The 13,982-nt window shown below is 71.4% G+C and carries 13 protein-coding genes; 12 read left to right on the top strand and 1 reads right to left on the bottom strand.

Annotated elements, in window-relative coordinates; all coding sequences use genetic code 11:
- The first annotated feature begins 4 nt into the window (after positions 1 to 4).
- The 4 genes from BIV04_RS00425 to BIV04_RS00410 all read left to right on the top strand — a co-directional run bounded on the left by BIV04_RS00425 (position 5) and on the right by BIV04_RS00410 (position 4,272).
- Positions 5 to 847 carry an undecaprenyl-diphosphate phosphatase gene (locus tag BIV04_RS00425; RefSeq protein ID WP_056045103.1) on the top strand — a complete coding sequence of 281 codons (843 nt, stop codon included), beginning with the start codon at positions 5 to 7 and terminating at the stop codon, positions 845 to 847.
- Complete coding sequence (mshC, locus tag BIV04_RS00420; RefSeq protein ID WP_071253295.1) at positions 844 to 2,106, top strand: cysteine--1-D-myo-inosityl 2-amino-2-deoxy-alpha-D-glucopyranoside ligase; 1,263 nt, start codon at positions 844 to 846, stop codon at positions 2,104 to 2,106. Before BIV04_RS00425 ends, mshC begins: the two co-directional genes overlap by 4 nt.
- Positions 2,107 to 2,236: 130 nt before the next feature.
- Positions 2,237 to 3,580 carry a sensor histidine kinase gene (locus BIV04_RS00415; RefSeq protein ID WP_143048486.1) on the top strand — a complete coding sequence of 448 codons (1,344 nt, stop codon included), beginning with the start codon at positions 2,237 to 2,239 and terminating at the stop codon, positions 3,578 to 3,580.
- A complete protein-coding gene (locus BIV04_RS00410) occupies positions 3,577 to 4,272 on the top strand; it encodes a response regulator transcription factor (RefSeq protein WP_071253288.1) in 696 nt (231 codons plus the stop codon). The genes BIV04_RS00415 and BIV04_RS00410 overlap by 4 nt, the downstream gene beginning before the upstream one ends.
- Before the next feature lie 57 nt (positions 4,273 to 4,329).
- Here BIV04_RS00410 and BIV04_RS00405 read toward each other — a convergent pair whose 3' ends face one another.
- The gene (locus BIV04_RS00405; RefSeq protein ID WP_071253286.1) at positions 4,330 to 5,241 is read right to left on the bottom strand and encodes a PAC2 family protein; all 912 of its coding nucleotides are present in this window, start codon (positions 5,239 to 5,241) and stop codon (positions 4,330 to 4,332) included.
- Between the two features lie 121 nt (positions 5,242 to 5,362).
- On the opposite strand from BIV04_RS00405, the gene BIV04_RS00400 reads away from it, so the two are divergent.
- From BIV04_RS00400 to BIV04_RS00365, 8 genes are all read left to right on the top strand, one after another.
- Complete coding sequence (locus BIV04_RS00400; protein ID WP_255364092.1) at positions 5,363 to 6,055, top strand: HAD family phosphatase; 693 nt, start codon at positions 5,363 to 5,365, stop codon at positions 6,053 to 6,055.
- A 67-nt stretch (positions 6,056 to 6,122) separates the two neighbouring features.
- A complete protein-coding gene (locus BIV04_RS00395) occupies positions 6,123 to 7,160 on the top strand; it encodes a tRNA (adenine-N1)-methyltransferase (protein ID WP_071253280.1) in 1,038 nt (345 codons plus the stop codon).
- Positions 7,161 to 7,265: 105 nt separating this feature from the next.
- On the top strand, positions 7,266 to 8,195 hold the full coding sequence (locus BIV04_RS00390; RefSeq protein WP_071253279.1) for a hypothetical protein: 930 nt from the start codon (positions 7,266 to 7,268) through the stop codon (positions 8,193 to 8,195).
- A gap of 24 nt (positions 8,196 to 8,219) precedes the next feature.
- Entirely contained in the window at positions 8,220 to 9,242 is a 1,023-nt protein-coding gene (locus BIV04_RS00385; RefSeq protein ID WP_071253278.1) for a YafY family protein, read from the top strand.
- Entirely contained in the window at positions 9,235 to 10,227 is a 993-nt protein-coding gene (locus BIV04_RS00380; protein WP_071253276.1) for a YafY family protein, read from the top strand. Before BIV04_RS00385 ends, BIV04_RS00380 begins: the two co-directional genes overlap by 8 nt.
- A 104-nt stretch (positions 10,228 to 10,331) precedes the next feature.
- Positions 10,332 to 10,625 carry a twin-arginine translocase TatA/TatE family subunit gene (gene tatA / locus BIV04_RS00375; RefSeq protein WP_071253274.1) on the top strand — a complete coding sequence of 98 codons (294 nt, stop codon included), beginning with the start codon at positions 10,332 to 10,334 and terminating at the stop codon, positions 10,623 to 10,625.
- Positions 10,626 to 10,703: 78 nt separating this feature from the next.
- Positions 10,704 to 11,459: a twin-arginine translocase subunit TatC gene (tatC, locus tag BIV04_RS00370; protein ID WP_071254567.1), complete on the top strand. Its 756-nt coding sequence runs from the start codon at positions 10,704 to 10,706 to the stop codon at positions 11,457 to 11,459.
- Between the two features lie 4 nt (positions 11,460 to 11,463).
- Positions 11,464 to 13,959, top strand: coding sequence for an RNA helicase (locus BIV04_RS00365; RefSeq protein ID WP_071253272.1), 2,496 nt, complete (start codon positions 11,464 to 11,466; stop codon positions 13,957 to 13,959).
- The last annotated feature ends 23 nt before the right edge of the window (positions 13,960 to 13,982 follow it).

The following is a 13,982-nucleotide window of genomic DNA, read 5'->3' as shown; positions in this document are numbered from 1 at the left end:
CCGCGTGGAGCATCTCCTCCAGGCACTCCTGCTCGGCCTCGTCCAGGGCCTCACGGAGTTCCTCCCCGTCTCGTCCAGTGCCCACCTGCGGCTCGTCGGCCTGTTCTTCAGCGATCCCGGAGCGGCGGCCGAGTTCGACCCGGGCGCCACCTTCACCGCCATCACGCAGCTCGGCACCGAGCTCGCGGTCGTCATCTACTTCCGGCGCGACATCACCCGCATCGTCTCGCGTTGGTTCGCCGGTGTGACCGGCAAGATCCCGCGGACCGACCCCGACGTCCGCATGGGCTGGCTCGTGATCATCGGCACCGTGCCGATCGTGCTCGTGGGCTACGTCGCGCAGGAGTACATCCGCACGGTCTTCCGCTCCCTCTGGATCGTGGCGATCGTGTTGATCGTGTTCGGCGTGCTGCTCGGCCTGGCCGACCGTCTCGGCAAGAAGACCGAGCGCTTCGAGGACATGCGCTACGGCCACGGCATCGCCGTCGGCGTCGCCCAGGTGTTGGCGCTCTTTCCCGGCGTGTCGCGGTCGGGTGCCACCACGACCACGGCACTCGCCCTCGGCTACACGCGGCCGGCCGCCGCACGGTTCTCGTTCCTGCTGGCCGTGCCCGCCGTCTTCGGCAGCGGGCTCTACGAACTCGTCCAGAGCTTCAGCGACCCCGGGCCCTACTCGCTGGGTGAGACCCTGGCCGCCACGGTCGTCGCCTTCGTCGTCGGCTTCGTCGTCATCGCGTTCTTCATGAACTACATCTCGCGCCGCAGCTTCGCCCCGTTCGTGGCCTACCGCATCGTGCTCGGCGTCGTCCTGCTCGTCCTGCTCGGGACGGGCGTGGTGGCTGCATGAGGTCCTGGGCCGAACCCGTCGTCCCGCGCCTCCCCGGCCTCGGCGACCTCCCGGCACTCCACGACACGTCGACCGGCACGGTGCACCCGACCGAGGTCGACGGTTCGCGGGCCGGCCTGTACGTGTGCGGCATCACGCCCTACGACGCCACCCACCTGGGTCACGCGTCGACGTACCTGGCATTCGACACGCTTCTGCGCGTCTGGCGCGACGCCGGGGTCGAGGTGGTCTACGCGCAGAACACGACCGACGTCGACGACCCGCTGCTCGAGCGGGCGACGGCCACCGGCGTCGACTGGCGCGAGCTCGCCGACGGCCAGACCGACCTGTTCCGCAGCGACATGCAGCACCTGGCCGTGGTGCCGCCGACGCACTACGTCGCGGTGACCGAGGTGGTGACCGACGTCGCCGACGCCGTGGCGCGCCTTCTCGATCGTGGTCTCGCGTACCCCGTGCCGACCGACGCCTCCGGTGCGGGCGACGACCTGTACTTCGACGTCCGGGCCGCCGAGCGCGACACCGACTGGCACCTGGGCCTCGAGAGCCGGTACGACGCCGAGACGATGGCCCGGTTCTTCGCCGAGCGCGGTGGGGACCCCGACCGCCCCGGGAAGCGCGACCCGCTCGATCCGCTGCTCTGGCGCGCGGCCCGTGACGACGAGCCGTCCTGGCCCACCACGCTGGGGGCGGGCCGCCCGGGCTGGCACATCGAGTGCACGGTCATCGCCCAACAGCACCTCGACGTGCCGATCACGGTCAACGGCGGCGGCAGCGACCTGGTGTTCCCGCACCACGAGATGAGCACGGCGCACGGCACGGCCCTCACCGGCCGCTCCTATGCCGTGCACCACACGCACACCGGCATGGTCGCGTACCAGGGCGAGAAGATGAGCAAGTCGCTCGGCAACCTCGTGAAGGTCAGCGAACTCGTCGCCGCGGGCCACGACCCGCGCGCCGTCCGGCTCGCCCTCCTGGCGCACCACTACCGCTCCGACCGGGAGTGGTTCGACGCCGACCTCGTCGCCGCCGAGCAGCGCCTCGGCCGCTGGCTCGCCTGGGCGGCCACGAGCGAAGGAGGCGCGGTGCCGGTCACGGCCCTCACCCCCTTGGTCGTCGCCCTGCGTTCCTCCCTCGCGGACGACCTCGACACGCCGTCGGCACTCGACGCCGTCGACGCCGTCGTGAGCCGGGCAGGGGCCCCGTCCGAGGTCGACGTCGACGCCGTCCAGGCGCTGCTGGGCATCGACCTGCGCGCCTGAGCGCGTCCGGGAGCACGTACTCGCCCGACCGCGCGGGACGACTCGGGAAAACAGGTCGCCCGTCCCGTTCTCCATGCGTATGCATGAGTGTTCCTCAATCAGCACGGACGTCTGCCCTACGATGGTCGGCGTGGAACCGTCGATCACCGCTCCGGCCTCGGCCGCGACGTCGAGCGACGCCCGCCGCCCACTGACCCGACGCGACACGCGCGTCGACCTCTGGATCGCGGCGCTCACCGCCGTGCTCGGCCTCGCCACGCTCTGGCTCAGTGCCGTCATCGTCGCGGACACCGACGGGGCGACTTCTCCGTCGATCGTCGAGAGCGTGATGTGGCTCGTGGGCCTCTGCGCGCCGCTCGCCTTCCGTCGGCAGCGGCCCGTGGCCGTCCTCGTCGTCGTGTCGGCCGTGTTCCTGGCCGCCCAGCTGCGGGGCTATCCCGACACCCTGACGCCGTCCATCGTCGAGTTCGTGGCCATCTTCACCGCGAACGCCTGGGCGGCCCGGCGCGCCCGAGCGCTCGTCGTGAGCGTCGTCGTGACCGCGGTCATGTTCGTCTGGCTCGGGGTGTGGCTGCGCTCGGTCTACGTGTCCGACGCCGAGGCCCCCGACCCCGTGACCCTCGCCACGATCGCCTACACGCTCGTGTCGAACGGCATCGTCCTCGTCACGGCCATCGCCTTCGGCCGAGCGGCCCGCGTGTCGGCCACCAGGCTGCACGCGCTCGAACGCACGGGGGTCGAGCTGCGAGCCGCACACGAACTCGTCGCCGACCGGGCCATCAACGAGGAGCGCACGCGCCTCGCCCGCGAGTTGCACGACGTGGTCGCCCACCACGTCGCCGTCATCGGCATCCAGGCGGGGGCGGCCCGGCGGACCCTCGACCGGCCCGAGATCGCACGGGGTGCCCTCTCGGCCGTCGAGGGCACGGCGCGCACGACCATCGACGAGCTCGACCGCCTGCTGTCCGTGCTGCGGTCGCGCGACGGCGAGGCCGGGTCCGCCCCCGCGGGCCTCGGCGCCCTTCCCGAACTCATGGCCGACACGCGCGCACTCGGTCTCGAGGTCCGGTTCTCGGTCCACGGCGACGCGCACGACGTCCCCGAGAGCATCGGGGTCACGCTCTACCGCATCACCCAAGAGGCGCTCACCAACACCCTCAAGCACGGCAACGCCTCGCTCGCCGAGGTGCAGCTCCGCTACGGCGACCGCACCGTCGAGGTCGAGGTCGTCGACGACGGCCGTCCCGGCCCCACGCCCTACCCCGGGGCAGGCCCACCGCAGGGCGCGGCCGCGTCCGGCGCCGGACTGGGCCAACGGGGCATGCGCGAACGGGTCGACCTGCACGGGGGCGAGCTGCAGCTCGGCCCCCGACCGCGCGGGGGCTACCGGGTGCACGCCGTCCTGCCCGTGAGCGCGTGCGCCGACGCCCGCCCCCGCGACCACGTCGCCACCGACCCCTCCGGAAGATCATGACCGACACGACCGATCCCGTCACCGTCCTGCTCGTCGACGACCAGGACCTCGTCCGCACGGGTTTCCGCATCATCCTCGACACCGCGCCCGACGTCCGCGTCGTGGGCGAGGCCTGCGACGGGCTCGAGGCCGTCGACCTCGTCCGGCGGCTCCGCCCCGACGTCGTCGTGATGGACATCGAGATGCCCGTCCTCGACGGGCTCGAGGCCACGCGTCGCATCCTCGCGCAGTCTCACGAGGGCGGCCCGGCGGTCCTGGTCCTCACGACCTTCGGCCGGGACGACTACGTCTTCCGGGCACTTCAGGCGGGGGCGAGCGGCTTCCTGCTCAAGACGGCCACGCCCGAGGACCTCATCGAGGCGATCGCCGTCGTGCACCGCGGCGACGCACTGCTCTCGCCCCAACTCACCCGTGCCGTCGTCGAACGCGCCGTGGGCGACCCGGCGACGGCGCGGGTCGTCGTGCCCAGTCCGGCCCTGGCGACCCTCACCGAACGCGAACGCGAGGTCCTCGACCGGCTGGCCTCCGGGGCCTCGAACGCCGAGATCGCCCGTCGGCTGTTCCTCGGCGAGGCGACGGTCAAGACCCACGTCTCCAACGTGCTCGGCAAGCTCGGCCTCCGTGACCGGACTGCGGCCGTGGTGTTCGCCTACGAGAACGGCGTCGCCGTCCCGGGAGAACCCGCCACCTGAGCGAGGTCGCCGAGCCGGGCCGTCGAATCCGGTCCGACGGGGTCACGGCACGGTGACTCAGGGGACCGGGGGATACCGCGGGTCGTCCGGTCGGCCGTCCCCGCCCTTGCCGTCGCGCCGCCGCAGGTACCGTTCGAACTCCTGCGCGATGGCCTCCCCGCTCGCCTCGGGGCTGTCCACCGTGTCGCGAGCCTGCTCGAGCTGCTCGATGTAGCCGGCCATGTCGTCGTCGTCGGCCGCGAGGGCGTCGATGCCGGACTCCCAGGCCGTCGACTCGGCGGCGAGCTCGCCTCGGGGGATCGTCACGCCCGAGAGTTCGTCGAGCTTCTCGATGAGCGCGAGCGTCGCCTTGGGCGACGGGGCGTTGTGGACGTAGTGCGGCACCGAGGCCCAGATCGAGAGGGTCGGCACGCCGGCGGCCTCGACGGCGTCGGCGAGGACCGACAAGATGCCCACCGGCCCCTCGTAGGTGCTGCGCTCGAGGGTGTACTCGTCGCGGACGGCCTCGTTCTCGCTGCTGACGAAGACCGAGATGGGCCGCGTGTGGGGGACGTCGGCGAGCATGGCCCCGAGGAACACCACGCCCGTGACGTCGTGCACGTCGATCAGGTCGACGATCTCGGCGGCGAAGCCCCGCCAGCTGCGTGACGGTTCGGCCCCCAGCAGCACGAGAACCTCGGTGGCGGGCGACGCGGGGTCGCGGGGGAGGACCGTCGCGGCGTCGGCGGCCGCGTGCAGCTGGATGCGGGGCCACACGAGGGTCCGCACCCCGTCGTCGTCGAGCCCCACCTGGGGCCGGTTGAACTGGTAGTCGATGTACCGTTCGCCGTCGAGCTCGGCCACCGGTTCGAGCGAGAGCGTCTCGACCAGGCTGCGCGCGACGCCGCTGGCGGCCTCACCGGCGTCGTTCCAGCCCTCGAAGGCCACCACCAGCAGGCGTCCCGCAGCGAAATCCGACGTGTTCGTCAACCTGAGTCCTCACCGTGCCGGAAGGGCGTCCGGCGCTTGACCCTCCACGATAGACCGTGACCGCCACCAGGAGGCGCGGGCCGGGAGGCCACGCCGGTCACGCCCGGTAGACTCGTCCGCCGTGACCGAAACCCTGCCTGCCGCCGTCCTGTGGGACATGGACGGAACCCTCGTCGACACCGAGCCGTACTGGTTCCTCTGCCAGGTCGAACTGGTCGAGTCGTTCGGCGGCACCTGGAGCCGCGAGGACGGCGACGCCATGATCGGCAGCGGCCTGTGGCAGTCCGCCCGCGTCCTGCAGTCCCACGGCGTCGACCTGTCCGAGGACGAGATCATCGACCGCCTGACCACCGCCGTCCTCGAGCGTGCCGCGGTCGAGATCCCCTGGCGTCCCGGCGCGAAAGAGCTCCTCGCCGAGCTCCGCCGCGAAGGAGTCCCGACGGCCCTCGTCACCATGTCGATCCGTCGCATGGCCCAGTTCATGGTCGACGCCATCGAGTTCGAGGCCTTCGACGCGATCGTCGCCGGCGACGACGTCGAGCACGCCAAGCCGCACCCCGAGGCCTACCTCCGGGGCGCCGCACTGCTGGGCGTCGACCCCGCCGACTGCATCGCCATCGAGGACAGCACTCCCGGCCTGGCCTCGGCCGTGGCCGCCGGCACCGTCGCGATCGGGGTCGAGCACCACGCGCCGCTCGCCGACGACGGCCCCTACATCCGTCGCGACACCCTCGTCGGCACCACGGTCGGCGACCTCCGCGAGCTGCACCGTGCCGGGCGCGCCGTCCGCGACCAGGCGACCTCCGACTCCTGACCCCGGTGCGCACGCCGCGCCTCCTGCGCCCCTCGGGGTGCGACCCGATCGAAAGCAGCACCCCCGCATGACCGCGTTCCGCCGCCAGTCCGGCCCCTTCGTCGAAGGCGACAAGGTCCAGCTCACGGGCCCCAAGGGCAAGATGAACACCATCGTGCTGACCCCGGGCGCCGTGTTCCACACGCACCGCGGCATGATCGCGCACGACGACGTCGTCGGCCTGCCCGACGGGTCGGTCGTCCCGAGCACGACCGGCGACGAGTACCTCGCGCTCCGTCCGCTGCTGAGCGACTTCGTGATGTCCATGCCCCGGGGCGCCGCCATCGTCTACCCGAAGGACGCCGCACAGATCGTGGCGTTCGCCGACATCTTCCCCGGCGCGACCGTCGTCGAGGCGGGCGTGGGGTCGGGTGCGCTGTCGCTCTGGCTGCTGCGCGCCGTCGGCCCCGAGGGACGCCTGGCGTCCTTCGAGCGCCGTCAGGAGTTCGCCGACGTGGCCGAGGGCAACGTCGCGAGCTTCTTCGGCGCCGAGCCCGAGAACTGGTCGGTCACGGTCGGCGACCTGGCCGACGAGCTCCCGGCGGCGATGCCCGACGGGACGGTCGACCGGGTCGTGCTCGACATGCTCGCGCCGTGGGAGAACGTCGACGTCACGGCCGACGCGCTCAAGCCGGGCGGCTTGGTGATCTGCTACGTCGCCACGGCCACCCAGCTCTCGCGGACGGCCGAGGCCCTGCGTGCCTCGGGGTCCTTCACCGAACCCGACGCGTCCGAGACCCTGGTCCGCGGCTGGCACGTCGAAGGCCTCGCCGTCCGCCCCGACCACCGGATGATCGGGCACACCGGCTTCCTGATCACCGCCCGCCGGCTGGCCCCCGGCGCGGTGCTCCCGCAGCTCAAGCGCCGCCCCTCCAAGTCCGACTACAGCGACGCCGACGTCGAGGCCTGGACCCCCGGGGCCCTCGGCGAGCGGTCGGCCAGCGACAAGAAGCTGCGCAAGACCGCCCGCCAGGCCCGGACGGCCGCCGACGCCGCCATCGCGGCGACCGGAGCCGTCGACGTCGGCACCACCGACGGGCCGTCGACCGGTTCCACACCGGCCTGAGCGTCACGGGGCGCCCCGATCGCCCCCGCTAAGCTGTCCCCGCATCCGAACGACCCGACCGGTCGCCCCACTCGACCCCCGGTCGCCTCCACGAAATGAGTCCCCGTGCGCAAGATCCCCGCCCTCGTCGTGACGGTCGGCCTGCTCGCCTCGATGACGGCCTGCTCGACCACGGCCGGACCCGGCTCGACCGGCTGCCCCCCCACGGGCGACGCCGCCTCGGTCGTCACGGCGACCGGTGACTTCGGCACGAAGCCCGACGTCGACGTGCCGACCCCGATCGTGACGAAGAAGACCGAGGTCTCGACGCTCATCGAGGGCGACGGCCAGCGACTCGTCGACGGCACCCCGGTCGTCATCGACTACACCCTCTTCGACGGCTCCACGGGGCAAGAACTCGAGGACAGCGGCTACGACGGGTCGACGAACGTCCCGTTGACCGTCGGCGGCCAGACCCTCGCCCCGCTCGTCGACGCGCTCGAGTGCTCCACGGTGGGCTCGCGCGTGGCGGTCGCCGTCAAGGCGAGCGACCTCTCCGCATCGATCAACGGTGCCGCCGCGACCCCGAACGACGACCCCGACGCCGCCTACGTCGCCGTGGTCGACGTCAAGCGGGCGTTCCTCGCGAAGGCCGACGGGGCCCTCCAGCTCGGCGCGAACGGCCTCCCGGCCGTCGTCACGGCGCCCGACGGCGCACCCGGCATCACGATCCCCGCGGGCGACGCACCGGCTGACGAGGTCGTGCACCTCGTCCGCAAGGGCCACGGCACGACGCTGACCGCCGACGACACGGCCGTGGTGCAGTTCACCGCCGTCACCTGGAGCCAGCCGTCCACGGTCGCCGGTTCGACCTGGACGAACGGCGGTTCGGCGACGCCGGTCGACCTCGGCGACGAGCAGATCCCCGACGACATCCGCTCGGCCCTGGTGGGGCAGCAGGTCGGCTCGCAGGTCATGGTCGTGCTCCCCGCGTCCGCCGAGAGCGGCGGCTCCGCCTACGTCTACGTCTTCGACGTGCTCGGGGCGATCCGATGACGCTGCCCTGCTGAGCCGGTCGCCGTGCCCGCTGCCCGCACCCCCCGCGTCCCCGTCGAAGAGCGCCTGTTCAGCCTCGTGCTGGCCCTGCTCGCGACGGATTCCGGGCTGAGCAAGACCGAGATCCTGTCGACCGTCCAGGGCTACCGCCAGAAGTACTCACGTGCCGGCGACAACGCCGCTCTCGAGCGGCAGTTCGAGCGGGACAAGGACGACATCCGTGAACTCGGCGTCCCCCTCGAGACGATCGACGACCCCTCGGCGGCGGGCAACAACCAGGCCTTGCGCTACCGCATCCCGCGCGGGGCGTACGAACTGCCCGAGGACATCTCGTTCTCCTCCGAAGAGACCGCTCTCCTCACCTTGGCCGCGATGGTCTGGCGCGAGGGGTCCCTCTCGCACGAGTCCCGACGGGCCCTCCTCAAGCTGCGGTCGCTGGGGGGCTCCGCCAGCGTGCCCGAGCTCGAGTACGCTCCTCGACTCCGATCCCGGGACGCGGCGTTCGAGCCCCTCCGCACGGCGCTCGACCGAGGCGTCGTGGTGCGGTTCGACTACCTCAAACCCGGTGACGAGTCCGCCCGTCGACGCGAGGTCGCCCCGGCGGCACTGGTGCAGCACCACGGTCGCTGGTTGGTGTCGGCGGTCGAGGTCGGCACCGGAGCGCTCAAGACGTTCTTGCTGTCGAGGGTGGTCGGTCCCGTCCAGCTGACGTCCTCCCCGTACACGCGCCCCGACGACGCCACGGCCGAGCGCGCGCTGGCCGACCTCGAGCAGGTCTGGCGCGACCGAACCGCGACCCTCCGCGTCGAGCCGATGTCCGACGCCGAGACCCGACTCGGCAAACGTCGCGGCACCACGCGCGTCGATCCCGACACGCTCACCGTCCACTGGACCGACGAACACCTGCTCGCCGACGAGCTGGCCTCCTTCGGCCCCGAGGTCACGGTCGTCGAGCCCGAGAGCCTGCGCTCCCTGGTCCGGTCCCGTCTCGCGACCGTGCTCGCCGCGCACACCGCCGACCCCGTCGAGGGGAGGGCCCGTGGCTGAAGCCCGAGGTGCCCTCCACGCGGCCGACAAACTCGCCTTCCTGCTGTCGCTCGTCCCCTGGCTCATGGACCACGAGCGCGTCAGCGTGGCCGAGGCCGCCGCCCACTTCGGCGTGAGCGTGGCCGAGATCCGTCGAGCGGTCGAGCTCATCGCCGTCTCGGGCATCCCCGGCGAGACCACCCAGTACCAGCACGGCGACCTCTTCGACATCGCCTGGGACGACTTCGAGCAGAACGACGTGATCGTGCTGACCAACCTCGTCGCCATCGACGACTCGCCGCGGTTCTCGGCTCGCGAGGCCGCCGCACTCATCGCCGGGCTGCAGTACCTGTCGTCGCTGCCCGAGAACGCCGATCGCGCGGCCATCGCCACCCTGATGAGCAAGCTCTCCCGAGGGGCCTCCAGCGAACCGAGCCAGGTGGCCGTCGACCAGTCCGAGACGAACGAGGTCCTGGGTCTCGTCGGACGGGCGGTCGAGGCCGGTGTGCAACTCGAGTTCGACTACCGCGGCACCCGCGGCGTCGCCGAACGCCGCAGGGTCGACCCGCTGCGGGTCGAATCGGTCGACGCCGATTGGTATCTCAGGGCCTGGGACCACCTGCGCGAGGCCCCCCGCACGTTCCGGCTCGACCGGATCGCCGCACCGGCCCTCACCTCGACGCCCATCGCCCATCGGGCCGACGACGTCGCCCTGCCCGAGACGCTCTTCGAGGGGTCTCCGGACGACCTCGTCGTGGTGCTCGACCTCGACGCGGCCGCGGCGCCGCTCCTCGCGGACTACGGCCCCGACGAACCCGAGCCCCTCGAGGACGACCGCGTGCGGCTCCGACTGCGCGTCAACCGCCTCGGCACGCTCTGTCGCCTGGTGGCGGGGCTGCCGGGTCGCCCCGAGGTCGTCGCGCCCGAGTCGGCACGCACGGCCGTGGCGGACTGGGCCCGCCGCGCGATCGAGAGTTATGACGCCGACCCGCCCCGCGCCTCCTAGGCTCTCCGGCTCCGCCGGCGCTGTGGATCGTCTGCGCCGCGCCCGTCGCGGCCGACCCCGCACGATAGACTGATCGTCACCCTGCCCCGCAAGGAGACCCCATCATGTTCGGAAACGCACTCTCAGGCTGGCACCTGATCATCATCCTGGCGATCGTCCTGCTCCTCTTCGGTGCGCCGAAGCTCCCCGCCCTCGCGAAGAGCATCGCCCAATCGATGCGCATCTTCAAGAACGAGGTCAACAGCGACAAGAAAGAGTCGGCAGTCGACGACGACTTCGACGACCGTCCGGTCCGTCGCTCCGACGACTCGACCGCCCGGTACACCGACGGGTCGACCGCTCGCCGCTCCGACGACGGCTACCCGTCGCCGAATCGCGACGTCCCGCCGAAGTCCTGACGCGTGGCCACGACGACGACTCGTGGCGACAGCACCCGGGGGAGGGGCACCGGCCGCAGCCGTGGCCGCGACGGCAAGATGTCGCTCGGCCAGCACCTGCTCGAGTTGCGCAAGCGCCTCTTCATCTCTGCCCTCGCCCTCATCCTGGCCGCTGTCGCCGGCTGGTTCCTCGCGCCCTTCGTCCTCGACGCCCTGAGGTCACCGGTCGAGGCCATCGCCGCGGCGCGGACGGGTGAGACCACCCTCAACTATTCGAACATCACCGGCGCGTTCGACCTCAAGCTGCAGATCGCGGTCACCGTCGGGGTCGTCATCTCGAGCCCCGTCTGGCTCTACCAGGTCTGGGCCTTCATCGTCCCGGCTCTCGTGCGCAAAGAGAAGCTCTACGCGGTCGGCTTCATCGGCACCGCCATCCCTCTCTTCCTGGGCGGCTGCCTCGCGGGCTGGTACGTCCTTCCCCACATCGTCGAGGTCATGACCGGCTTCGTCGACACCCAGGACGCCACGATCATCGAGTCGAAGGTCTACTACGACTTCGTCCTGAAACTGGTCCTCGCCGTGGGCATCGCCTTCGTCATGCCGGTGTTCCTCGTGCTGCTGAACTTCGTGGGCGTCGTCTCGGCCGCCGCGATCGTCAAGGGGTGGCGCGTGGCCATCCTCGTCATCGTCCTGTTCACCGCCATCGCGACGCCGTCCGCCGACATCTTCTCGATGTTCCTGCTGGCGATCCCGATGATCATCCTCTTCTTCCTCGCAGCCGGAGTGGCCTGGCTGCACGATCGCCGGGTCGCCAAGCGCGCCGCAGCCCTCGACGCCGAGCTGGCGGCGGAGTGACCCGATGAGCCCCGACCTCAGCCCGGCGGAGCGCTTCGCCGCGGCGAAGACACGCGTGAAGACCCCCAAGCTCCAGGCCTTCCGGTCCCGCCTGGGATTCACCCTCGACCCGTTCCAGATCGCCGCCTGCGCCGCCCTCGAAGAAGGCGACAGCGTCCTCGTCGCCGCTCCCACGGGCGCCGGCAAGACGCTGGTGGCCGAGTACGCCATCCACCTCGCCATGCAAGACCCTCGGGCCAAGGTCTTCTACACCGCCCCGATGAAGGCTCTGAGCAACCAGAAGTTCCAAGAGCTCGTGGCCGAGTACGGCGCGTCCGAGGTCGGGCTGCTGACCGGCGACACGAACGTCAACTCGAGGGCTCGCATCGTCGTGATGACGACCGAGGTCCTCCGCAACATGATCTACGCAGGGTCCGAGATGCTGACCGACCTGCGCTACGTCGTCCTCGACGAGGTCCACTTCCTCGCGGACCGGTTCCGGGGCGCGGTGTGGGAAGAGGTCATCATCCACCTGCCCCTCGACGTCAGGCTCATCTCGCTCAGCGCGACGGTGTCCAACGCCGAAGAGTTCGGTGACTGGTTGCAGACGGTCCGTGGCAGCACCGAGGTCATCGTCTCCGAGGACCGCCCCGTGCCCCTCGACCAGCACGTCCTCGTCGGGGGCAAGTTCCTCGACCTGTTCGACTCCTCGGGGCAGGCGGCGACGAACCGGGTGAACCCCGAACTCCTCCGGGCCACCTCGCTCGGGCGGCGTGGCGGTCGCAGCGGCGGACGCCGGGACTCCCATTCCAGCGGACGGACAGGCCCCCGGGGCCACGTCGTCCCGCCCACGCAGGGCGGCCCCGGACGCCTCGACCGCTGGAAGATCGTCGAGATGCTCGACGACCAGAACCTGCTTCCCGCCATCTTCTTCGTCTTCAGTCGGGTGGGCTGCGACCAGGCCGTGTCCCAGGTACTGAGGTCGGGCATCCGCCTGACGACCGCCGACCAGCGTCGAGAGATCCGCGAGATCGTCGAGGCCCGCTGCCGCACCCTGCGCGACGAAGACCTGGCCGTGCTCGGCTACTGGCGCTGGCTCGACGGGCTCGAACGGGGCGTGGCCGCCCACCACGCCGGCCTGTTGCCGGCGTTCAAAGAGGTGGTCGAAGAGCTGTTCCAGAAGAAGCTCGTCAAGGTCGTGTTCGCGACCGAGACGCTCGCACTGGGCATCAACATGCCGGCCCGCACCGTCGTGCTCGAGAAGCTCGAGAAGTTCAACGGCGAGGCCCGGGTGCCCATCACCCCCGGTGAGTACACCCAGCTGACCGGTCGCGCCGGCCGTCGCGGCATCGACGTCGAGGGCCACTCGCTCATCCAGTGGCAGCAGGGCCTCGATCCGCAGGCCGTCGCCTCCTTGGCCTCGCGGCGCACCTACCCGATGAACAGCAGCTTCCGGCCCACGTACAACATGGCCGTGAACCTCATCGAGCAGTTCGGTCGATCGCGCACCCGCGAGGTGCTCGAGACCTCGTTCGCCCAGTTCCAGGCCGACCGCTCGGTCGTCGACCTGGCGCGCAAGGTGCGGTCGCAGCAGCAGTCGCTCGACGGCTACGCCGCGTCGATGGCCTGCCATCTGGGCGACTTCGGCGAGTACACGATGTTGCGTCGCGAGGTGGGCGACCTCGAGAAGCAGGGGGCTGCTCGCGCCGACTCCCAGTCGCGGGCCGAACGCGACAAACGTCAGCGACGCATCGTCGAACTCCGACGGCAGGTCCGGCAGCATCCCTGCCACGCCTGCCCCGATCGCGAGCAGCACGCCCGCTGGTCCGAGCGCTGGTTCAAGCTCAAGAAGCAGACCGACCAACTGTCGGCGCAGATCCGCAGCCGGACCGGCGCCGTGGCCAAGGTCTTCGACCGCGTCACCGACGTGCTGCTCGACCGCGGCTACCTCCTCCCGACGGGCACGAACGCCGGAGGCGCGGGCCGCGTCCCCCGGGACGCCGAGGTCACCGTCGCCCCGACCGGTCGCACGTTGCGCCGCATCTACGGCGATCGCGACCTGCTCGTGGCCGAGAGCCTCCGCCTCGGCCTGTGGAACATGCTCGACGTGCCGTCGATGGCCGCGATGGCCGCCACGCTCGTGTACGAGCCCCGGCGGGACGAGGGCCAGCTCTCCGAGCGGTTCCTGCCCCGGGGCGAGTTCCGTGCCGCCCTCGACGCCACCCAGTTGCTCTGGGCCGAGCTCGACGACCTCGAGCACGAACACCGCCTGCCAGGCAGCCAGCCCCCGGCTCCGGGTCTCGCCCTGGCGATGCACCGTTGGGCCCGAGGTGCTGCACTCGACTCGGTGCTCGACGACGCCGACCTCGCAGCCGGCGACTTCGTGCGCTGGACGAAACAGACGATCGACCTGCTCGACCAGCTGTCGGTCGTGGGCGACCTGCCGGTCGGCCCGACGGCGCGACAGGCGCTCGACGCCGTCCGTCGCGGCATCGTGGCCTACACCGCGGTCGGCCCCTGAGTCCTCTTCCCACCGAGGCCGGG

Source organism: Frigoribacterium sp. MCBA15_019 (genome assembly GCF_001864945.1).
Classification (GTDB): Bacteria; Actinomycetota; Actinomycetes; order Actinomycetales; family Microbacteriaceae; genus Frigoribacterium.
Note: the sequence above shows the minus strand (reverse complement) of the source record. Positions and strands in the feature narration are given on the sequence as shown.